At 33.4% G+C, this 21,803-nt stretch carries 25 protein-coding genes; 17 read left to right on the top strand and 8 right to left on the bottom strand.

Annotated elements, in window-relative coordinates:
- The first annotated feature begins 6 nt into the window (after window positions 1–6).
- The 7 genes from MHB74_RS18360 (at window position 7) to MHB74_RS18330 (ending at window position 4,862) form a co-directional block, all read left to right on the top strand.
- The gene (locus MHB74_RS18360) at window positions 7–714 is read left to right on the top strand and encodes a GntR family transcriptional regulator (protein ID WP_061678166.1); all 708 of its coding nucleotides are present in this window, start codon (window positions 7–9) and stop codon (window positions 712–714) included.
- A 204-nt stretch (window positions 715–918) separates the two neighbouring features.
- Complete coding sequence (locus MHB74_RS18355; protein ID WP_061678165.1) at window positions 919–1,110, top strand: hypothetical protein; 192 nt, start codon at window positions 919–921, stop codon at window positions 1,108–1,110.
- 47 nt (window positions 1,111–1,157) lie between these two features.
- Complete coding sequence (gene bshB2, locus MHB74_RS18350; protein ID WP_061678313.1) at window positions 1,158–1,838, top strand: bacillithiol biosynthesis deacetylase BshB2; 681 nt, start codon at window positions 1,158–1,160, stop codon at window positions 1,836–1,838.
- 59 nt (window positions 1,839–1,897) lie between these two features.
- Window positions 1,898–3,331: a MocR-like pyridoxine biosynthesis transcription factor PdxR gene (gene pdxR / locus MHB74_RS18345; protein WP_061678164.1), complete on the top strand. Its 1,434-nt coding sequence runs from the start codon at window positions 1,898–1,900 to the stop codon at window positions 3,329–3,331.
- Between the two features lie 33 nt (window positions 3,332–3,364).
- A complete protein-coding gene (locus tag MHB74_RS18340) occupies window positions 3,365–3,721 on the top strand; it encodes a CidA/LrgA family holin-like protein (protein WP_061678163.1) in 357 nt (118 codons plus the stop codon).
- A 23-nt stretch (window positions 3,722–3,744) separates the two neighbouring features.
- Window positions 3,745–4,416, top strand: a complete 672-nt coding sequence (locus MHB74_RS18335) for an LrgB family protein (protein ID WP_061678162.1) — start codon at window positions 3,745–3,747, stop codon at window positions 4,414–4,416.
- A 20-nt stretch (window positions 4,417–4,436) separates the two neighbouring features.
- A complete protein-coding gene (locus MHB74_RS18330) occupies window positions 4,437–4,862 on the top strand; it encodes a YfmQ family protein (protein ID WP_061678161.1) in 426 nt (141 codons plus the stop codon).
- Between the two features lie 63 nt (window positions 4,863–4,925).
- Here the strand turns inward: MHB74_RS18330 and MHB74_RS18325 are convergent, their stop codons facing one another.
- A complete protein-coding gene (locus tag MHB74_RS18325; protein ID WP_061678160.1) occupies window positions 4,926–5,615 on the bottom strand; it encodes a Crp/Fnr family transcriptional regulator in 690 nt (229 codons plus the stop codon).
- Between the two features lie 78 nt (window positions 5,616–5,693).
- On the opposite strand from MHB74_RS18325, the gene MHB74_RS18320 reads away from it, so the two are divergent.
- Window positions 5,694–6,449 carry an HAD-IIB family hydrolase gene (locus MHB74_RS18320; RefSeq protein ID WP_061678159.1) on the top strand — a complete coding sequence of 252 codons (756 nt, stop codon included), beginning with the start codon at window positions 5,694–5,696 and terminating at the stop codon, window positions 6,447–6,449.
- Between the two features lie 53 nt (window positions 6,450–6,502).
- Here MHB74_RS18320 and MHB74_RS18315 read toward each other — a convergent pair whose 3' ends face one another.
- Window positions 6,503–6,985, bottom strand: a complete 483-nt coding sequence (locus MHB74_RS18315) for a CBO0543 family protein (protein ID WP_061678158.1) — start codon at window positions 6,983–6,985, stop codon at window positions 6,503–6,505.
- On the bottom strand, window positions 6,891–8,069 hold the full coding sequence (locus MHB74_RS18310; protein WP_061678157.1) for a DUF2515 domain-containing protein: 1,179 nt from the start codon (window positions 8,067–8,069) through the stop codon (window positions 6,891–6,893). Before MHB74_RS18310 ends, MHB74_RS18315 begins: the two co-directional genes overlap by 95 nt.
- 310 nt (window positions 8,070–8,379) lie before the next feature.
- Here MHB74_RS18310 and MHB74_RS18305 point away from each other — a divergent pair, with 310 nt between their 5' ends.
- Genes MHB74_RS18305 through MHB74_RS18290 form a run of 4 tightly spaced genes read left to right on the top strand, consistent with a single transcriptional unit; the run spans window position 8,380 to window position 11,733 of the window.
- Complete coding sequence (locus MHB74_RS18305) at window positions 8,380–9,366, top strand: UDP-N-acetylglucosamine 4,6-dehydratase family protein (protein ID WP_000932599.1); 987 nt, start codon at window positions 8,380–8,382, stop codon at window positions 9,364–9,366.
- Window positions 9,363–10,274 carry an NAD-dependent epimerase/dehydratase family protein gene (locus tag MHB74_RS18300; RefSeq protein WP_061678156.1) on the top strand — a complete coding sequence of 304 codons (912 nt, stop codon included), beginning with the start codon at window positions 9,363–9,365 and terminating at the stop codon, window positions 10,272–10,274. The genes MHB74_RS18305 and MHB74_RS18300 overlap by 4 nt, the downstream gene beginning before the upstream one ends.
- 25 nt (window positions 10,275–10,299) lie before the next feature.
- Window positions 10,300–10,620 carry a DUF6572 domain-containing protein gene (locus MHB74_RS18295; protein ID WP_061678155.1) on the top strand — a complete coding sequence of 107 codons (321 nt, stop codon included), beginning with the start codon at window positions 10,300–10,302 and terminating at the stop codon, window positions 10,618–10,620.
- A gap of 48 nt (window positions 10,621–10,668) precedes the next feature.
- Window positions 10,669–11,733: an undecaprenyldiphospho-muramoylpentapeptide beta-N-acetylglucosaminyltransferase gene (locus MHB74_RS18290; protein ID WP_061678154.1), complete on the top strand. Its 1,065-nt coding sequence runs from the start codon at window positions 10,669–10,671 to the stop codon at window positions 11,731–11,733.
- A 95-nt stretch (window positions 11,734–11,828) separates the two neighbouring features.
- Here MHB74_RS18290 and MHB74_RS18285 read toward each other — a convergent pair whose 3' ends face one another.
- Complete coding sequence (locus MHB74_RS18285; protein WP_061678153.1) at window positions 11,829–14,549, bottom strand: sensor domain-containing phosphodiesterase; 2,721 nt, start codon at window positions 14,547–14,549, stop codon at window positions 11,829–11,831.
- Window positions 14,550–14,971: 422 nt separating this feature from the next.
- On the opposite strand from MHB74_RS18285, the gene MHB74_RS18280 reads away from it, so the two are divergent.
- The 4 genes from MHB74_RS18280 (at window position 14,972) to MHB74_RS18265 (ending at window position 17,567) form a co-directional block, all read left to right on the top strand.
- Entirely contained in the window at window positions 14,972–15,361 is a 390-nt protein-coding gene (locus MHB74_RS18280; protein ID WP_061678152.1) for a VOC family protein, read from the top strand.
- A 207-nt stretch (window positions 15,362–15,568) separates the two neighbouring features.
- Window positions 15,569–16,384: an alpha/beta fold hydrolase gene (locus MHB74_RS18275; RefSeq protein ID WP_061678151.1), complete on the top strand. Its 816-nt coding sequence runs from the start codon at window positions 15,569–15,571 to the stop codon at window positions 16,382–16,384.
- A 30-nt stretch (window positions 16,385–16,414) separates the two neighbouring features.
- Window positions 16,415–17,023, top strand: a complete 609-nt coding sequence (locus MHB74_RS18270) for a histidine phosphatase family protein (RefSeq protein WP_061678150.1) — start codon at window positions 16,415–16,417, stop codon at window positions 17,021–17,023.
- Window positions 17,024–17,249: 226 nt separating this feature from the next.
- Window positions 17,250–17,567, top strand: a complete 318-nt coding sequence (locus MHB74_RS18265) for a hypothetical protein (RefSeq protein ID WP_061678149.1) — start codon at window positions 17,250–17,252, stop codon at window positions 17,565–17,567.
- Between the two features lie 92 nt (window positions 17,568–17,659).
- Here the strand turns inward: MHB74_RS18265 and MHB74_RS18260 are convergent, their stop codons facing one another.
- Window positions 17,660–18,298 carry a YczE/YyaS/YitT family protein gene (locus MHB74_RS18260; RefSeq protein ID WP_061678148.1) on the bottom strand — a complete coding sequence of 213 codons (639 nt, stop codon included), beginning with the start codon at window positions 18,296–18,298 and terminating at the stop codon, window positions 17,660–17,662.
- A gap of 193 nt (window positions 18,299–18,491) precedes the next feature.
- Between MHB74_RS18260 and pepT the strand changes: the two genes are divergently transcribed.
- Window positions 18,492–19,724, top strand: a complete 1,233-nt coding sequence (gene pepT / locus MHB74_RS18255; protein WP_061678147.1) for a peptidase T — start codon at window positions 18,492–18,494, stop codon at window positions 19,722–19,724.
- A gap of 37 nt (window positions 19,725–19,761) precedes the next feature.
- Here the strand turns inward: pepT and MHB74_RS18250 are convergent, their stop codons facing one another.
- The 3 genes from MHB74_RS18250 to MHB74_RS18240 are packed head-to-tail and all read right to left on the bottom strand — an operon-like array spanning window position 19,762 to window position 21,777.
- On the bottom strand, window positions 19,762–20,673 hold the full coding sequence (locus MHB74_RS18250) for a DNA-3-methyladenine glycosylase family protein (RefSeq protein WP_061678146.1): 912 nt from the start codon (window positions 20,671–20,673) through the stop codon (window positions 19,762–19,764).
- The gene (locus MHB74_RS18245) at window positions 20,670–21,200 is read right to left on the bottom strand and encodes a methylated-DNA--[protein]-cysteine S-methyltransferase (RefSeq protein ID WP_061678145.1); all 531 of its coding nucleotides are present in this window, start codon (window positions 21,198–21,200) and stop codon (window positions 20,670–20,672) included. The genes MHB74_RS18250 and MHB74_RS18245 overlap by 4 nt, the downstream gene beginning before the upstream one ends.
- Window positions 21,181–21,777, bottom strand: a complete 597-nt coding sequence (locus MHB74_RS18240; protein ID WP_061678144.1) for a bifunctional transcriptional activator/DNA repair enzyme AdaA — start codon at window positions 21,775–21,777, stop codon at window positions 21,181–21,183. The genes MHB74_RS18245 and MHB74_RS18240 overlap by 20 nt, the downstream gene beginning before the upstream one ends.
- Window positions 21,778–21,803: the final 26 nt, after the last annotated feature.

Raw genomic sequence — 21,803 nt, 5'->3', positions numbered from 1 at the left:
AAGTGTATGAGTGCAAAGTATAAACAAATTGCAGATGTGTTAGAGCAAAACATTCGAGATGGGCTTTTTAATGAAATGAAAAAACTACCTACAGAAGAAGCGTTGATGAATCGATTTGAAGTAAGCCGTAATACGATACGTAAAGTAATTAGTCAGCTTGTGAATAGAGGTTATATTTTTCAAGTGCAAGGTAGTGGCATGTTTTTACGCGAAACTTCTGTAACAGATTACATTAATTTAGGAAGTTTACGTGGATTAACGAAAAATCTTGTTTCACAAAATATTGAAACGAAAGTGTTAGAGCTTGAAGTAATAGATGCGGACGAGGAGATAGCAAAGCGGATGCAATGCGAAGCCGGAGCTAGATTGTATTTTTTGAAGCGCTTAAGAATTGTAGATGCTAAACCATTCTCTATTGAAGTAAGTTATTTCAAAAAGGATATTATTCCATATTTGAACGAAGAAATAGCATTAAGCTCTGTATACAGTTATTTCATTGAAGATTTACGATTAAATATTGGTTTTGCTGATAAAGTTATTAGTTGTGAAAAAGTAAATAAAGAAAATGCACAGCTTTTAGAATTAAATGAAGGTGATCCGGCGCTTCTTATTGAAAATACAGTGTATCTTGTAAATGGAACAATTTTCGAGTTATCTCAATCGATGTTTCATTATGAAAAGACTAAACTTTTAAATCGAATTAATTTTAAATGAAAATTATCGTGTAGAAAAAGCAACTGGTCCTAAGTGATCAGTTGCTTTTTATTTTTAAAGTGGATGAGCAAAAAAACACAAAAGTGGTTGGTCCGTTTTTTGCAAACATCTATTATGATAAGAGAAGAAAGGTAGTATGTTATCAACGTTTTAAAGAGAAAGTTCTTTATTAAAATAGATTGTCTGTAGAGAGGTGAAAATACAATGAGTTTTGCAATTTCACTAGTCGTTATTATTGTAATTGGATCGCTGTTCGGCACCGTGCTAGTAGCACGAAATGTCGAGGAGAATTATGGCAAGTCTACAAAGAGAAATGTGAAAAACTTATCAACTATTTATATTCTCCTTCTTTTCGTACTACTTGTAGGGGTAACATGGTATGCGGTAGTGATTTAATAATTTTGAAAGAAAAGGTTTGTATAGGATGGAGGAGTATGATTTTGATAAAAAATGAACGTCACGTTTTAATTGTTTTTCCGCATCCAGATGATGAGTCGTATTGCGTGGCAGGTACAATTTTAGCTTATGCGCAGCGAAATGTTCCGCTTACTTATGTTTGCTTAACGTTAGGTGAAATGGGGAGAGCGATGGGAAATCCTTCTTTTGCAACACGTGAATCATTATATGCAATAAGAGAAAAAGAACTAAAGAGGGCTACAAATATTTTAGGGATTAAAGATTTGCGTATGATGGGATACCGTGATAAAACTCTTGAATTTGAGACTCCTGGAGAGTTAAGACGTGTCATACAAAACTGTGTGGAAGAATTGAATACTTCGTTAGTCATTTCTTTTTATCCGGGATATGCAGTTCATCCAGATCATGATGCAACAGGGGAAGCGGTAGCCGAGGCGTTAGCTCATATTCCAGAAAATAAAAGGCCAACATTTTATGCGGTAGCTTTTTCAAATAATCATGAAGCAGAAATAGGTCCTCCGCATTTTAAAAATGAAGTGAAAGAGTATGTTCCAAAAAAGCTTGAGGCATTGGAAGCACATGCATCTCAATTTGCGACGAAAGTAACGGAACTGAAAAGAGAGTATGAAGAAGGTGTGCGAGAAACAGTTGAATGGTTAGAGGAAGAACCGTTTTGGATATATTCATTTAAGGATAAGAAAATGTGACTGATTCATACTATTATTACTTGAATAAGGGATAGTTCGTTTTGAAAGGAGGCAACAGGATGGAATGGAAACCAAATCGTGCAGATAAGACACCTGTATATAAACAAATTGCTGATTATATTGAAAGAGGCATTTCTTCAGGTGAATTTCCTTCTGATAGTAAGTTACCTTCTGAGCGTATATTGGCAAAGGAATTACAGGTGAACCGGAGTACAATAGTAGCTGCGTATGAAGAATTAAAATCACTTGGAGTAGTAGAACGGCAAAAGGGAAGCGGAACACGGGTCAATACAGACATATGGGGTGTCTCACATAAACGAATACCGAACTGGGGTAGGTACGTGGAGGATGGATCGTTCTTACCTAACGTACCACTCGTTCAACAAATTCGAACGGAAACACAAAAGGATGATTTAATTAATTTAGCAAGTGGTGAATTGTCACCAGAGTTAATTCCAAGTGATAGATTCCGAACGATTTTGTCGGAGAAAACATTTATGGAAAACCTCGGTTATGACCATCCACTTGGAAATGAAATGTTGAGGAAAACAATTGCAGCACATGTTCAGCAATATAAACAAATTGAAGCAGATTCGAATTCTATCCTTATTACATCTGGAGCACAACAGGCACTGAATCTTATCGTTCAATGTTTATTAAAACCTGGCGATGCGATTGCAATTGAAGATCCATCGTATTGTTTTTCATTGCCGATGTTTAAATCCGCGGGCTTACAAATATTTCATCTACCTGTTGATCAGCATGGAATGAATCCAGATGATTTAATTGATTTGCATAAAAAGCATCGTATTCGCATGGTATTTTTGAATCCAGATTATCAAAATCCAACGGGAACAGTGCTTTCATTAGCAAGACGTAAAAAGATTTTAGAACTGTCTTCTGAATTTGGTATACCGATTGTAGAAGATGATCCGTATAGCTTAACGTCATTTAATGGAGAAGTGAATCCAACATTAAAATCAATGGATCAAAACGGGAATGTTCTTTATATAAGTTCATTATCAAAAATTGTTGCATCAGGATTACGTATTGGCTGGGTAATTGGCCCTACACGTGTAATTGAACGTTTAGCGGATGCGAAGCAGCAAGTTGATTTTGGCCATAGCGTATTTACGCAGTGGGTGGCAAATCAATTTTTAGAATCAGAAGATTTTCATGCACATATTACAATGCTTCGTGAACAATTGAAAGAAAGAAGAGATGTGTTAATTAAAAAGCTTGAAGAAATATTGGGGGACCAGGTTGAATTTTTTGTTCCAGAGGGTGGAATCCATTTATGGTGCAAAGTGCAAGGAACGTTTGATGAATATCATTTATTAGGCGAATCTATACGAAATGGTGTAGCGTTTGTCCCGGGGAGTGTTTTAGGTACTAAAAGTGAATATATTCGTTTTACTTTTGGGAGAGTAAATGCCGAACAAATTCAGCTGGGAATGACAAGGTTTGCTGAAACGTTAAATGAGATTTCATAATAGAGATGCGTAATATTGAAATGAGGGAAAGAAATGAAGTACGTGACGCTTTTACTTCAAGTAGGCGTGCTATATATATTTAGTTTAGTTGGTACGTGGATTCAGGGAGAATTCCATCTATCAATGCCAGGAAGTTTAATTGGGATGTTAATGCTATTTCTACTCCTTGCTACTCGTATTTTACCATTAAAGTGGTTTGAGGAAGGGGCGGAAAAATTAATCGTCTTTTTACCGTTATTTCTAATTCCTTCGACAACAGGGCTGATGGAATATGGGCCTTTTCTTTTCAGTAAAGGGAGCGTTATATTTCTTTTAGTAGTTGTAAGCACGGTAGTAACTTTAATTATTTCAGGGTATATAAGTCAATTATTAGTAACATCAAAAAAATAAAATCGACAAGGTGCAAGATGCAAATGGTCTTAATTATTATTACTATACTAATGTATGTATTGGCGACAAAGTTATATAAAAAAATTCCATTTCCTTTTACGTTACCGGTGCTAACAGTTACAGCAAGTATGATTTGCTTATTTTTGATTTTTGGTATTTCTCATCAAGAGTATAGAGAAAATGGGGGAGATATTCTTTCCGGTTTATTGAGTCCTGCAATTGTAGCGTTAGCGATACCGTTATTTAAAGAGCGAAACATACTTATGAAAAACTTTTTGTCGATACTTATCGGCGTAGTAGTAGGTATAGTGGCTTTAACGAGTATGAATGTAGTGATTGGCGGGATGTTAAATATAGATAAGGAACTCATATTAACGACACTGCCGCAATTAGCGACGATGCCTATCGCCATTTCATTAGCGGATCAAATTGGTGGTATTCCATCTATGACTTCTAGTTTCGTAGTAGTTGCAGGAATAACAGGTGCTATGATCGGACCGACAGTACTGAAGTTTTTCCGAATAACAAGTACGATTGGAAAAGGAGTGGGGATGGGATGCGCATCACATATTATCGGTGTGAGCCGCCTCGTGAAGGAAGGCGAGAAAGAGGCGACAATCGGTTCGGTGACGATGGTTGTAACAGGAATACTCATTAGTATACTCATACCGTATGGAACGAAATTTATTTTTTAAATGTAATGGAGATGATGAAAATGACAACATGGTTTATAGTTACTTTATTTATTTTTGGGGCTCTTAAAGTACTAGTTTCTAGTATGCCAACTTCTGTTGTAGAATCAATTATTAGTAGATTTGAATTACATCAAAAACTTGAGGAAGAGAATACCTCTATATCGATAGATGGAAAAAATATAGAGGGAGAAATGAAACTACAAGTTATTCATGAATTTAATGAAGCTTTATTTTTAGATAAACATTATTTCCCGCCGCACGGGGAAGGGACACCGATCGTTATTAACACGAAGAAAGGGAATAAAGAGATTAGGTTTTCTCTATATAGCTATGAGGAACATGTTGATGTAATCAAGCAATATAAGAAGAAAATCGTAGCCTACCGTTTACGTTCAAAAAGTCTTCAAAATCCCGCATCATTAGCAATAACTGAAGATTATGCTTAAGAAGAGATCGTTGTAAAAACGTTCTCTTTATTATAGGAAGAATCTATATAATTATTAAATTTTTTATTCATATCGTAATCCATTTGAAAGGGTATCAATAGCTTTCCAATCGTCAACAACAATTTGTTTATTATTTTTATGAATTATATTGTCAGCTATTAGTTTTTCGATGACTCGATTAAGATGACGGGTAGTTGTCCCAATTAATGAGGCGATTTCATGATGATCTTTAGTATGAATTTCGCGCCCAAATAAATGAGATGGATTTCGGGCTGTACATAAATAACTAGCAAAGCGTGTTTCCACAGGAGCTAGTAAATTGATACGTGAAGCCGTTGTGCAGGTTTGTAGTTTATAAGTGACGTGATGAATGAGCTCTTGAAGGAAGACTACATCGTGTAATAAGTAACTTGTTACATAATTTTTATCGATAAAAAGAAAATCAGTCTGTTGTTCAGAGGTTACATGAGATTGTATATCTACGGACTGAATTAATTCAATATCTCCCATGATAGAAACGGCAGAACAAAATCTTAGTAATAATGCTTTACCTGTAATTACACTTGAGGTTATTTTTGTACGCCCCGACATTTGAATATATAGGCCATCAATCGTTTCGCCTTCGTGTAATACAGCTTCTTTCGCTTCATATCTACGGATTTCAAATGGATGATTGAATTGTTGGAATAGCTTCTTTATGTACTCGTTATTTAAGTAGCTTAATAATAAGGTATTATCTACAATATTTTGCATAATGCTTCTCCTTTTGGGACATCTGTCCTGTCTATTATAAAATAATTCATATACATTAAAAAGAAAGGAGTGATGTATATGAAATTTATTTTTGATATTGATGGTACGATTTGTTTTAAAGGGAACGCAGTAACGAAAGGGATAATTCAGGCACTAGACGTATGTCAAAGTAGAGGGCATGAGATTATATTTGCATCAGCCAGACCGATTAGGGACTTATTACCGGTGCTACCAAGTCATATGCATCATTATTCAATGATTGGTGGGAATGGTGCATTTATTGCAAAGGGAAAGGAGAATATTGAAGTTATAACTTTTAATCCTGGAACGGTAAGTGCTATACATTCAATAATAGAGAAACATAGCCTTTCATATTTGATAGATAGTCATTGGAATTATTCTTATACAGGAAGCAAGAATCACCCTATCTACAAAAACATAGACCCTAATCAATTGGCTAATAATGTACATATTGATGAAATTAAGGAAGTAGTAAAGGTGGTATTATTTCCTGATAATGTTCAAAAAGCATATATTATGAATATGTTGAAAGAACTTCCTATACGTATTTATGAACATGATAATGAGGGAATTGTAGATATAAGCCCTGAAAATATTGATAAATGGATGGGGTTACAACGATTAGGAATAAAAGAGAGGGAATTCGTAGTGTTTGGTAATGATTTAAACGATTTATCAATGTTTATACACGCTAAGGAAAGTATTTGTATTGGGAGTCATGAAGTATTAGTGAGCCATGCGTCCACATGTTTAAAAACAGATGAACAAAGTATTTTTAATAAAATAATTGAGTTATCTGAATTATATGCGTAATAATATGTATGTGAAACATAATAAAAAAGAGTACTAAAATGTTTGTTAGCCTTTTAGTACTCTTTTTTATTAATTATGAAATGATATACTTTCCAAATAAAAGAAAAGAAAATCATATAGCCAAATAAAGAATATGTATGATTCCAATCCACACTATGAATAAAGAAACCGAATCTTTCAGCAACCTGTTCAAAAATACTAGCACAAATACCTATTGAAATAATAAATAGAATTCTAGAAACTGCAGATAATGTTTTTGAAATTTGTATGAAAATCGTTGTTAAAATCGGTAGTACAAACAAAGTAAAGCCAATATTAACTGAAAATATGGATGAGAACGGTCTAACCGGAAAGGAATACATTTGTTTCGCAACGAAGAAAGCATCTAAGCAAGTTCCAATCATAGAAGAGAGTAAGATTGGAACGACTAATGCGAAAAGGTTATTCTTCTTCTCGAAGAAGGACGTTTTTCTTTGCAAGAATGGCGAGTTCAATTTTTTCGAGCGTTTTACAGTAATCTTCTGTAATTTGTCCATTTATATTTTCCTCCTTATCTACTAAGTAATTTACAACTTGCCAGTCCGTAAACCAATCTTCACTGTCAACTTCTTCATGCTTCATATCTCGCCATGCATAGATGAGTGCAGGACTGTATATACGATGAGCGCCATTACGCAACTGGCATTTCTTTATTCGACGCTTATAAAATTCACGGGAAAAAGATTCATTTACACTTGAAAATAAATGAGGCCAGTAATCTTTCCTTGATCCTGTATGTGGATGGTGCTGGGCCCAGCTTATTATTTGAGATAAGACATGTGTGTCTCGAAATAATAATGAATACAACCTTTTTCCAATTAAGATTCGTTCGTGTAAGGAAGTGAAATGTTTCATTGTATCACCAAATAGTAATACTTTGTGTTTCTTATCATTTTCGTAGAATGGGAAAAGGATATGATTAAACTGAAAGAAATCAAAGAGTTTAAATCCAATACTATTTAGTACAGTCTTTTTAAATTGTCCATTTTGAATCACTCTTTTTTCTAAGTAGTTTTGTTCATTAATAATAGTTGCAATCGCTAATGTTTTTTTGTTGCCTGTTTTCCAAAAATCGTTCCACATCGTTTCCATAAATGTAGAAACATTTAGGTGAGGGAGAAGGTGAAATAACTTTTGTGATCTCTTTATACTTTGTTCGTAAAGTAAAAATTGAGGGTATACATCTTGGAAAATAAGCCAATTCCCTCTTTCTAAAAAAGAAAAAAATATGAATTGATCTTTCTCTGATAAAATTCTCGTATATAAATCGCCCTTTAAATCAGTCATATTCCAACCACCGTTACGTGATACCATATGTCCAAGCAGTGCCCAATGTATTTCTGGATATTGAATGTAAAATTGATAGTATGCGCGTGTTCTCGTCACATTATTTTTATTTAGCTGTTCTGTTTGTATTTTTATTTTGTTGATGATGAGTTGCTCTTCTTTCGTTAATTTATACATGGTACCAGAAGGAATAAGCTTGCTTTTTTGTTTCAATTCATTTTTTATATCGAATAGTGAGAGAGGCAGGGCTTTGGAAGGTCCGTTATATGTATGATTTGAATTATTTCGGTCCATTCCGTTACCTCCCTTATTCATAAATTTAAACATGATTATTGGCTATGAGTCATTCTATTTATTTTATTACGAGTATAAGAAATAAATGAGCGGTGTTTTTTACAAGGATTTAATTATCATACAAAAAGCATAAAAAATCTTACTGTTGTGAGGTGAAATGAAAAACAGAAACTATGTTTAATAGTTTCTGTTTTTTTATTTTGTCAATTAAATGTAACAAACGACGATTATGATTTAAATCAATTGAAAATAATTCAATAAATTTTTATAAATACAATTTTAATTGAAATGTGTAGTAGGAGGAAAAGAAATGCTAAATAAAATAATTTTAATTACTGGTGGTACAGGCTCGTGGGGACATGAACTTATAAAACAACTATTAGAAAAATCACCGAAAGAAATTAGGGTTTTTTCAAGAAATGAAACGGTTCAGTTTGAAATGCAGCAACAGTTTATAAATGATGATAGATTAAAATTTATTATTGGAGATATTCGTGATAAAGATCAACTAGCCTATGCTTGCCAAGGTGTACATTATGTATTCCATCTTGCAGCTTTAAAACATGTTCCAGTATGTGAGTATTACCCTTATGAAGCTATAAAAACTAATATACATGGTACACAAAATGTAATTGAAGCATCTATACAGATGCAAGTTGAGAAAGTTATATATGTTTCAACGGATAAAGCGGCCGATCCATCAAATACGTATGGGATGACAAAAGCAATTGGTGAGAAATTAATGGTTCATGCGAATATGCAAACGAAGAAAACAAAATTCATTTGTGTTCGTGGTGGAAATGTTTTAGGAACGAGTGGAAGTGTAGTACCACTTTTTAAACAACAAATTAAAAAATCTTCACAAGTAGGGATTACCGATGCCAATATGACTAGATTTTTCTTAACAGTTGAAGATGCTGTTGAATTGTTATTTAAAGCCGTATATCAAGGTAGAGGCGGGGAAATCTTTGTTATGAAAATGCCGGCATGTAAAATAACAGATTTAGCAGAAGTATTAATTGAAGATTCGGAAAAAGAAAACATTAAGGTAAAAGAGGTAGGGATAAGACCGGGTGAAAAATTAAGTGAAATGCTTTTATCTGAGGTAGAGAGTAAAACAAGTATAAGTTTTGATCAAAATTATTTTGTGGTACTACCGACGATTTCTATAGAAGGACTTCAAGAATATTATTCTAGCTATCCGCTAGTGGATATGAAGAGTTTTAGTTCTCAACAAGACTTACTTACAAAACATGAGGTGAAACAAATGCTAGGAAAAGGAGGGTTTTTACGATGAAAAAAAATGCGAGCCTTTTAATAACTGGTGCAAATGGTTTCACAGGACGCCATGCTTGCCAATATTTTTTAGAGCAGGGCTTTCATGTAATTCCTATGTTTCAAAATCGTGCATATAGAGAAACAATTGGGAATGGTATTACTTGTAATTTAACTAATAAGAGCGAAGTAATGAAGGTAATGAAACGAATAAAGCCAGATTATGTATTGCATTTAGCAGGAAGGAATTCGGTCATAGAGTCTTGGACAGCTGCTCTTGAATATGTAGAGATTAATGTAATAGGGACATTATATTTATTAGAAGCAATTAAGCAAGAAGCACCTCACTGTAGAACGTTGGTTATAGGATCTGCTTTGCAAGCAGATAGTATGAACGAAATAAAAATTTCAAATCCATATAGTTTAAGTAAAACGATGCAAGTCATTATTGCAGAAGCATGGAGTGAATTAATGAATTCAAATATTATCATTGCAAAGCCCACGAATTTAATTGGTCCAGGAGTATCGAATGGTATTTGTTCTATTCTTGCAAAAAAAATGATAACGATAGAGTCGAATAAAAGTGAGCCAATTATTGAAGTAAACAGTTTGAAAGATAGTAGGGATTTTCTAGATGTACGTGATGCGGTTAAAGCGTATCATGTGTTATTACGCGATGGAATAAATGGAAAACAATATAATATTGGTTCAGGGATAAAACGGTCTTTATTAGATGTACTAGAACAATACAAAGAATTAACACAGCTGAATTTTTCCATAAAAGAAGCAGAGCATAGTGGGAGCGAAGCAAATGAGAGTTTAGTAATAGAGGATATAAAAAGGTTAGGTTGGGTCCCAGAAATTCAATTTCATCAATCATTAAAAGATGTACTTGAGTATGCGAAGTGTAGTGAAATCTGCATTCAATGAAAAATAAAAAGGGTGTAAGAAATATATGAATGGCTATAAAACAATAGATAATCAAAATACGCTATTTCTTTTAATTGTTGATACGCTGGACTGGAAAGATGAGGAAGAGCATGTTTTGTGTATCTATGAGGCGATAAATAAATGTCTAGCCTATGTGGAAGGTAAAAAGGGTGATAGGAAAAGTCCAGTAATAGGTACAGGAACTAGGGCGGTAATTCAAGTCTTTGCTCAGTATGAATGTAGTGAGTATGGAAATGATTTTTATGATCTCGTTAAAGATTTTTTGCAAGATATAGGATTTGAGTTAAATGTTTATATAAATAATAGTAAGTTTACTTACATTTAATAGATAAGTATAAAACAAGATTTTTAATGATAAAGGTGGATATAAATTATGAATAAAAAGATTCTCTTTACTGGGGGCGGTACAGCCGGACACGTAATGATTAATATGGTATTGATTCCTAAATTTATGGAAAAAGGATGGGGAGTTGAGTATATTGGATCTCAAAATGGAATTGAAAAACTATTAGTTCAAAATGTGAAATACAATAGTATTTCAACGGGAAAGTTTAGGAGATATTGGGATTGGGAGAACTTTAAAGATCCTTTTAAAATAATAAAAGGTTGCATACAAAGTTATAAATTGATGAAACGAATAAAACCAGATGTTATTTTTTCGGCAGGAGGATTTGTTTCCGTTCCGGTAGTAATAGGAGCGTGGATGAATAAAGTACCCGTAATAATACGTGAACCAGATAGTACGTTAGGATTAGCAAATAAAATAGCATTACCTTTTACTACAAAACTATGCACAACATTTCCTCAGACAGGAGAAAATGTAAGTAATGAGAAGAAGGTTTATGTAGGACCAATTGTAAGGGAAGAAATTGAGAGGGGCAATGTATTACGGGGAAGAAGCTATTGTAAATTTCAGCAAGATAAACCGGTATTGTTAATTATGGGTGGGAGTCAAGGTGCTCAATGGATAAATGATATAGTAAGGGAAAGTTTGGAAACATTACTATTAAATTTTAATATTGTTCATATGTGCGGTAAAGGGAAGGTGGATTCATCTATTGGTATGGAAGGTTATATGCAATTTGAATATATAGGGGAAGAGTTGCCGCATATACTAAATATGGCGAGTGTTGTAGTTTCGAGAGCGGGTTCTACTGCTATTTCTGAATTGCTATTCTTGAAGAAACCAATGTTGCTTATCCCGCTAACTAACAGTTCCAGTAGGGGAGATCAAGTTTTAAATGCTGAATATTTTTCTCGGCAAGGATATGCAGAAGTTATACTCCAAGACAAAGTAAGTATGAATGTATTCATACATGCAGTAAATAAGTTGTATGCAAATAAGGAGAGATATATTCAAAACATGACTGGCTATACGAAAACAAATGATGAGGGGATTCATCAATTAATAGATATAATAAATGAAGTGGTGCAGTAATAGAAATTTAAATAGTAAAAAGGAAAGAAGGTATCTTCTTTCCTTTTTACTATAGTTGTTCAAATTCATTATTACTTATCCTGATTAGCTATGTATTATGGGTGAATCCCACTTTCTAATAGCTCAGTAAATGCATTAGTATGAATAGGTTTACTGTAATAGTAACCTTGAATAAACTGACATTTATTTTTTTGAAGGAAATTCACGTGTTCTTTCGTTTCTACCCCTTCAGCAATGACAGACATTCCTAATGTATTTGCTAATGTGATGATTGTTTTAATAATTTCCATTCCATCGTCACATGTTTCAGACATTGTAATAAATTCTCTTGGGATTTTTAACGTATCGATTGGATATAAAGGTAAGTAAGCTAGCGAAGAATAGCCTGTACCAAAGTCGTCGATTGAAATGTGAATCCCTAAACTTTTTAGTGTGCGCAATTTTATCAATGTTTCTCGTTCATCCATCATTGCAATTCGCTCTGTTAACTCAAGATCGAGAGAACTTGCTGGTAAACCTGTATTTGCTAAAGTAGAAGAAATAGACTTTACAAAATCCTCTTGTTCAAATTCTTTAGCAGATAAATTTACACCTATTTTTAAATGTGAATATCCGAGTGCATGCCAACGTTTCATTTGCTCGCAAGCTTGCTCTAATGTCCATTTTCCTATTGGAATAATTTGTAGTGTTTCTTCTGCAATCGGAATAAACTCGTATGGAGAAATAACGCCTAATTCAGGATGATTCCACCTGATTAATGCCTCTGCACCAATAATTTTATTAGATTCACTATCAACTTGAGGTTGGTATAAAAGGAATAATTCTTCATTTTGTATTGCGTTTGGTAAATCTTTTTCTAATCGTAATCGTCTTTCAATTTTTTTAGCAATTACATCGTCATAAATAGAGACAGAGTTAAGCTCTTTTGCCTTTGCATCATACATTGCAACATTAGCGTTTTTCAGAAGTGTAGCGGTATCGATTCCGGAATGTGGATAAATTGCGATGCCGATACTTAGTGATAAAGTTAATGTATGCTCATGTATGACAAACGGCTTTTCCATGCATTCAAATAACCGGTTACATAATTGGAATAAGGAATCTTCGTCAGTATAGTTTTCAATTAAAATTGTAAATTCATCGCCACCGATTCTTGACAGATGAGTATGTGATGGAAGATAGGATTGGAATCGCTTTGCTACTTCTTCTAATATGTAATCTCCTGACGAATGTCCCAGTGTATCGTTAATTGCTTTAAAGCGATCTAAATCTAAATATAATAATGCGAACTCACTGTCTGTTGTTCTAGCATTTTTTATAACTCTTTTTAATTTCTTATGGAAAAAGGCACGGTTCCCAATTTTCGTTACAGTATCATGGAATGCTAAATATTTTATTTCTTCTTGCTGTTTTTTTAGTGCAGTAATATCTTTCACCATTATATAGCTTCCTGAAATTTGCCCGTCTATCATAATAGGGACGATGGTAACGTATAAAAAATAAGTAAAGCCATCTTTATATTGAGAACTGAGTTGTAAGGATGCCGATTCTTGTTGTTTCACTTTTTCTAATGCAGATGCTAGTTTATGTTTATCTTCATCTAAAATAATCGAAAAACAAGTTTCACCGAGTAACTCATTCGTTGGTGCTCCCAGTAACATACTTCCAGCTTTATTTACATTTAAGAAGATTCCATTTAAATCAATCGTAAAAATAGGATCAGGATGATATTCATATAGTGATTTGAATTTTTGTTGTTTCTGAGATAGAGCCTCTGATTTATAAACTAAATCAGAAGTTCGTAAAGTCACTTTTTCTTCTAGTTGAGCATTAAATGCCTGTAAACGTTTTGTTAGGGAATTGTTTTGCATACGTACAATAGAATGACGAATGAGTACGAAAATAAAAGTAATACAATTTCCTGTAATGAGAGTTGAAGATGCTGTTTGTTCTTTTAGTGTAAACCCGATTAGTATTGTAACGGCAAGATAGGGGAATGCAACTAAAACTTTTTTTCCTAGTTTAGGGTGTACAATAAAGTAATTTTTAGTGCTATTATAATCATCTGAAATAGAACCAGCTATTGCAATAAGTAATATAGGTATTCTATATAAAAGACGTAATAATGTTATCGTTTCAGTTGATAAATGATTATTTAAGTAAAAATAAATATAGTTAAAAGTTGCAGAACTTATTAATACAAAAATAAAGATATAAATCTTCCGTTTGGAATTAAAAATTGTCGGACGGAAAAAGAGACTAACGCCTAGTAGAAGAAATAATAAATCTGCAATTGGGTATAGAAATGAAAGGAAAACATCTCCTAGTGAAAGAGAGAATATATTTAAATTTGGCTGATTAAATAAATACCACTCCAATGTGAATATGGAAGTAAGTACGATGCATATATCACAAATAAAGAACGCTTTTTCCCATTTATCGCATTCTTTTAAAATTTTATAACAGAAAGCGATAAGACAGAAAAATAAGAAAAACATGTAAAATACATCAGAAATAGTAAATCGATGTATTGGAATTTCGAAGAAGCTATCCTCATATGTGTATACTATTTTCCCTAATAAAAAGCTACCGATTGCTATTGTGATACATATCCAAAATGGATTTGAACTAACTTTTTTAGAATATATAGAGTAAATGAGTGATACAAATGTAATGGCTTCAACGATAAGTGAAGCGAAGCGTACATCCGAATTTGAAAAATGAGTAGGGAACAGATAAAAAAATATAAAATAGATTGAATAGCATATTAATGTTCCAATTAATATATATAGTTGTAAATTTTTATTTAATTTCAATAAAATCACCTTCTTTAATTATGCACTATATTCGTAATATCTATACATAATAATATTATTTAAGAATTGTATCAGATTTCCTTATAAAAATCATGTTTATAAGGAAAGTGTTAAAAAGTGTAATACTTCTTAAAATTAAAAAAGTGTTGTTTTTAATAATATGTACTTCATCAAGATTTTAAATGGGAATTGTATATTTAGTCATCCTTTGGATTCTATAGGTTTTTTAATATTTCGCAAGTGAATATGCATAATTGCATAAAGATAATACATTCAATTTTATATAAAATATTTTCATTATAAAGTATGAACTAAACTTTTGTATGTATTTATTCTCATACTAATGAGGGATTTCAAAAAGAGGTTACGTATATACAATAATACGTAAGCATGTATAAAATTTTTAGTATGGGAGGAAAAGCATGAAGAATTGGGTGAAATTTCGAATAGCACGTCCAACTGATCAGTTTGAAAAGGTTATAGAATTCTATGAAAAAGGAGTAGGCTTAAAACGTATAGGTGAATTCTACGATCATGAAGGCTATGATGGGGTCATGTTTGGACTCCCAGATGAAGAATATCATTTAGAATTTACGAGACATATAGAGGGGAGTCCATGTCCAGCTCCGACGAAAGATAATTTACTCGTATTTTATATGCGTGAAGATAGTGAAATGAAAAAGGTGAGTAAAAGGCTGTATGCATTGGGATATGATGAGGTCGAGCCTGAAAATCCATACTGGAAAGATAAGGGGATAACGATAGAGGATCCAGATGGTTGGAGAATTGTGTTGATGAAACTAGAGGAATAATGGGTAATGATGCTTGAAGTTCAAGTAGGACGAAATACGTAAAAGAGCTTTCTTTTGAGGGGATACACTCATGGAAGGCTTTTTTGTTTGGAATCTGAAAAATAAAATTTGAAATTATATTCTGAAAAGTTGTAAAATAAGAACGTATATTCCTATTGGTTTAAGAGAAGAGTCTGTAAAGATAAGTAGAAAAGTAGGGGGCTTTTTATGAAATGCCGGATTAAGGATACAGAAATATATTATGAAATCATTGGCGAAGGAAAACCAGTCATTATTATACATGGCTGTGCACCTGATCATAGGTTAATGCAGAGGTGCATGGAATCAGTATTCGAAAAATATAAAGGCTATCAAAGAATATATATTGATTTACCTGGCATGGGGAAATCGAATGCTCCAGATTGGATAAATAGTTCAGATCATATGTTAGAACTGTTACTTGCATGTATTGAAGAAATCATTCCAACGAAAAACTTTTTATTAGTAGGAGAATCTTATGGGGGATATTTAGCTAGAGGTATACTCACAAAGCTGTTTGAAAGAGTTAATGGATTACTATTAGTATGCCCTGTTGTTGTAGCGGAGCAAGAAAAAAGGGATCGCCCGAATAAACAGGTAATTGTACAAGATAAGGAGTTTTTAAATACACTAACTTCCACTGATAGAGAAGAGTTTTGCGAATTAGCAGTAGTCGCGAATGAATATACATATACGAGATTTAAAGAGGAGATTAAGCCGGGACTAGATATTGCTAATTATGAATTTATTGAAAGGTTGCAACAGAATTACTCTCTTACTATGAATTTTCATCATATGAAATATGAGAAACCCGTTCTTTTACTAGCCGGAAGACAAGATATATCGGTAGGTTATCAAGACATTATAAGAATTATTGATGATTATCCAAGAGCGACATTAGCGGTGTTAGATATGGCAGGGCATAATTTACAAATTGAACAACCTGAAGTATTCGAGAGTTTAGTAGGCGAGTGGATTAGACGAACAAATCAACAAAGTTTGTAAAAGACAAATGAATATTTTCAAGGAGGAAGTATGAGTACATATGTTTATATGGTTAGACATGGGGAATCACCAAAATTAGAAGGAAATGAAAGAACGCGTGGGTTAACTGAGAAGGGAAGTTTAGATGCTCATAGAGTAACTGACATATTAAAAACAGAGGGAATCGATACTTTCATTTCGAGTCCGTATAAGAGGGCTGTGTTAACGATAGAAAAATCAGCCGATTTCTATGAAAAAGAAATAGTAGTATATGAAAATCTCAAAGAGTGTATGTTTTCAAATGAGGGCCAGATTATATCAGATAAAGAGGTGTATCCACTTGTAAAGAAGATGTTCTCTGATCCGGATTTTGCGCTAAAGGAAGGAGAGTCATACAAGGATTGTCAGGTAAGGGTAGTGAAAGTGTTAAAGGAAATATTAATGAATTTTCAAGGGCAAAAAATTGTAATTGGCACACATGGACTTGTAATGACTTTAATGATGAATTATTTTGATAAGCAATACGGGTTTGAATTTCTTATACACGCATCGAAGCCCGATATATATAAGTTGGAATTTAAGGATGAGCAATTAATGAATGTAGAAAGATTATGGATAGGAGATAGAAAGAACCTTTATCAACTATTTTTAGAATCTTAAATCAATAAGTAATTATTCAGTTTCTGAATAATATAATTGGAAGTTGGTTTAAGGAAACAATTTAAAATATGACAAAACTCCAAACGTTGGATTTATATTCAAACAGAGAAAAAGATGTAGAATTTTGTCTTACTGTCCTCGTTTACTTTTCATTACATTACATATAGGCTTTGTGGTGTAAAGGGGAAAATCACCTTTACACAAAATTTATAAGGAGGACATTGTGATGAAAAAGATTAAAAAGTTTGCGGGATTTGCTTTAGCAGGGACGATTGGATTAAGTGGACTACTGTTTTTAGAACCCAGTGTAAGTGCTGCAGAAACACAGCAGGTGAAAGAAGAAAGCTTCAATGCAATTGATGTAACGATGAATCAAAGTGAATTTTATGTATTGAGTGGTAGAAGTATTGATGTTCTTTCTGGGGATAAAGAAGCAATTCAGCTAAATAAATACACAATTCGTTTTAGTAAACCGGGGAAGTATGTTGTTAGAGTAAACGGTTGTATTTATGATGATGTATATACTTTTATTGTGAATAAATAGTATATATTCTTAAACCGTGAGATGAAAAAAGAAACACCCTATTTGCGGTGAGAATCGTAAATAGGGTGAATTTATTTGAATTAAGCTGTACTTTAAATATGTTCACTAATGTTCTTTTTGCTATGTAAAGTATGTAAAAGTGTTTGAAACATCTTAAATGATTGTTGAAAGATTGGACTTTGAATAAAGGTGTACAGAAAAGTTACGATGAAAACAGGACCTCCTAGCATAAATCCAATAACGAGTACAACACATTCTACTATAATTCTAGCACGGCTAATAGACAGCCCTGTTTTGTCGGAAATAGTAAGCATGAATCCATCGCGAGGTCCAGCACCAATCCCAGCCGCAACGTACATCCCTCCCCCGATACCTGTAATGGCAATGCCAGCAAATAAAATGAGTAAGTTTATCCATAAAAAATCACTAGCGTTTGGAAGGATATTTGATTGTAAGAAAAAGTCCATAATGGGACCGATAAGTAGTGCATTTAAAAATGTACCCACATTTATATATTTTCGATCTACTAGTAAAGAAATGAGAACGAGACATAATCCACATATGACACTCCACGTACCAATCGTCAATCCAAACCTTTGGTAGAGAGCCATGTTTAAAACTTCCCAAGGATGTAAACCGAGAAATTTAACTTTGACTGCAAGAGCATTTCCAAGGCCGAAAAAAATTAATCCTAAGAAAAAAAGAAAATAGCGAAAGAGAGTTAGCCTCATCTTTAAAACCTCCCATATTGTATAATTATGTATATTACATGTAAGAGTTTTAATGTACAAATATTACGACTTTTTAGCTGGTATTTATAATTTCTAAAATACAAATGAAATATATATTCGCAGTCAAAAAAGTTAAAATATTTCGTTTTAAGGACTATAATAGAGAGAGAAACATAAAAGGGAGTGAATGAGTTTGAAACAAGAACTTATTGAAAGATTTACGAGATATGTAAAGATTGATACACAATCAAATGAAGAAAGTCATACAGTACCAACAACACCTGGACAAATTGAGTTTGGTAAGTTATTAGTGGAAGAGTTAAAAGAGATTGGCTTAACAGAAGTAACGATGGATGATAATGGGTATGTAATGGCAACACTTCCTGCTAATACGGATAAGGATGTTCCAGTAATCGGCTTTTTAGCACATTTAGATACGGCAACAGACTTTACAGGGAAAAACGTAAAACCACAAATTCATGAAAATTTTGATGGCAATGCGATTACGTTAAATGAAGAGCTAAATGTTGTGTTAACGCCAGAACAGTTCCCAGAGTTACCATCATATAAAGGACATACGATTATTACAACAGATGGTACGACACTTCTAGGAGCAGATGATAAAGCGGGTCTTACAGAAATTATGGTTGCAATGAACTATTTAATACATAATCCGCAAATTAAACATGGGAAAATAAGAGTAGCATTTACGCCGGATGAAGAAATTGGTCGTGGGCCAGCGCATTTTGATGTAGAAGCGTTTGGTGCATCATGTGCTTATACGATGGATGGAGGTCCATTAGGTGGTTTAGAGTATGAAAGCTTTAATGCTGCAGGTGCTAAGTTAACGTTTAACGGAACGAATACACATCCTGGAACAGCGAAAAATAAAATGCGTAATGCAACTAAACTTGCTATGGAGTTTAATGGGCATTTACCAGTAGAAGAGGCACCAGAATGTACAGAAGGTTATGAAGGATTCTATCATTTACTTTCATTAAATGGTGATGTTGAACAAAGTAAAGCGTATTATATTATTCGAGATTTTGATCGTGAAAATTTTGAGGCGCGTAAACAAAACGTTGAAAATATTGTGAAGCAAATGCAAGAGAAGTATGGACAAGATGCAGTCGTTTTAGAAATGAATGATCAATACTATAACATGCTTGAAAAAATTGAACCAGTGAGAGAAATTGTTGATATTGCATATGAAGCGATGAAAAGCTTAAATATCGAACCAAACATTCATCCGATTCGTGGTGGAACAGATGGATCACAATTATCGTATATGGGATTACCGACGCCGAATATTTTCACAGGTGGTGAAAACTATCACGGTAAATTTGAATATGTTTCGGTAGATACGATGGAAAAAGCTGTTCAAGTTATTGTGGAAATCGCAAGACGATTCGAAGAACAAGCTTAAAAAAGAACCAAGTAGTGCGGATGCGCTACTTGGTTTTTTAGTATAATACTCGCCACAAATAAAAAGTTGCGTAAGACTCCCAGTTGGTCCAATTTGCCGCAAAATCTTTTATTTCATGTTTAGTCGGTTTACTTTCAGAACCTGTTATATATTTAATTGCATTATGCAAACCAACATCGTCAATCGGAAAAGCGGAAGGAAATCGTAAACAGCGCATTAAAACATAATTGGCAGTCCACGGTCCTATACCATGTATAGCAGTTAATTGTTTTTCAGCTTGTTTCACGTCTTGTATTTGCAGTAAAGATTCTTTTGATAGTTTTCCTTCTGTAATAAGCTTTGCAATACCGATTATATATTCGCATTTTCTAGTCGTCATTTTTAAGTTTTTGAGATCCTCTACGTGTAAATTGGCAATTGTTTCAGGAGAAGGGAATATCCAATGTTTTCTATCATTCCACTCTACATAACTTCCAAATTGTTCGACTAATCTTCTTTTTAGTGTATAAGCATATGTGAGGTTAATTTGCTGACCGATAATTCCCCAGGAAAGTGCTTCAAATAAGTCTGGAATACCTAAAGTGCGAAGGCCATAATATTGTTCAATTGGTCTTTGAAGGAGTACATCATGTTTAGCTAATGTATAAAAGGGAGCTAAATCAGTAGTTAAATCAAACCACTCTTTCACATAGTGAGCTACAGCTTCGCATATCGATTCTTCAGATGTAAATAATTTTTCTAAAAAACGTATTTGGATATGTCCATCCATATTCATACTAATTTCCACCAAAGGATTTACATCCTGAACAGGAATAACTTTATAAATTTTGTTATCTTCAATGTGGAACATACATTCATTGTTAGAACGCGATAGATAGCGTAAATTTTCTTGGAAACTAAATTCTGTTGGAACTACTAAAGTTAATGCGCTAGTATGTTCTGCTGTCATATGCATTTTACCTGCGACTTTTCTAATGTAAGCAATTCTTTCTTCATTTCTAATCCACCTCTAAATCCGGTTAATTTACCATTCTTTCCAATAACACGATGGCAAGGAATCGTAATGAGAAGAGGGTTGGCAGCAATAGCAGTAGCAACAGCACGTACAGCCGTAGGCTTTTGCATTCTTTCGGCAATTTCTGAATAAGAATATGTTTTCCCATAAGGAATTTCACGTACCGCATTCCAAACAGATAATTGAAAATCAGTTCCGTAAGCATCGATAGGGAATGTAAAATTTTCTCGTTTACTTTCTAAATACTCGATAACTTCTTTCGCATATGATTGTAGATAATTTGGATTACAGGCCAATATATGTTGTGGCAATTTTTTTCTAGCCCATATATTTAGTTCTTCAAAATTTTCATCTTGTGATCCAATGAAGCATAGCCCATTTTCTGTTGCAGCAATATGAAACTGCCAATTCTTATGTGTAAGTAGCGTCCAATAAATAAATTTATTTTTGTTGGAATTCATTATTATATCCTTCTTTCATTTCGTTCTTTTTTCGATATTCAGTAGGAGTAAATCCAGTTTTCTTTTTAAATAAAGTTGCAAAATACTCGGGGTTTTCTATCCCGACAGCAGTACTAATTTCTTTAATGGATTGATTTGTTTGTAATAGCTGTTCTGCTGCTTTAACAATCCTGAATTGTAGTATATATTCTATTGGACTTATTCCTGTTGTTTTTTTGAAAGTGCGTTGTAAATGAAATGGGCTACCATGGCACATTTCTGCAAGTATATCGAGAGTTAATAATTCATCGAAGTGTTTTTCGATATAATCTTTAATTTGTTCTACCCACTCTTCATTAGGTAAAGTGAGCCCATTTGGCTTACAACGTTTGCACGGGCGGAAGTTTTCACTTAATGCTTGCTCTGCATGATGAAAAATTCGTACATTGTTTCTATTCGGTATTCTTGATTTGCATGAAGGCCGGCAAAAGATTCCGGTTGATTTCACAGCATAAAAGAATTTGCTATCATAGGAAGAATCATTATGAATAATTGCTTGCCAATGCTCATTTGTTAACGTAACTCTTTCATTGCGCAAAGAACATCACCTCTGAAATTAGTATA

It is taken from the genome of Bacillus sp. FSL K6-0069, assembly GCF_038007785.1.
In the GTDB taxonomy this organism is placed as follows: domain Bacteria; phylum Bacillota; class Bacilli; order Bacillales; family Bacillaceae_G; genus Bacillus_A; species Bacillus_A mobilis.
The sequence above is the reverse complement of the archived record's forward strand: the minus strand, read 5'-3'. Positions and strand labels throughout refer to the sequence as shown.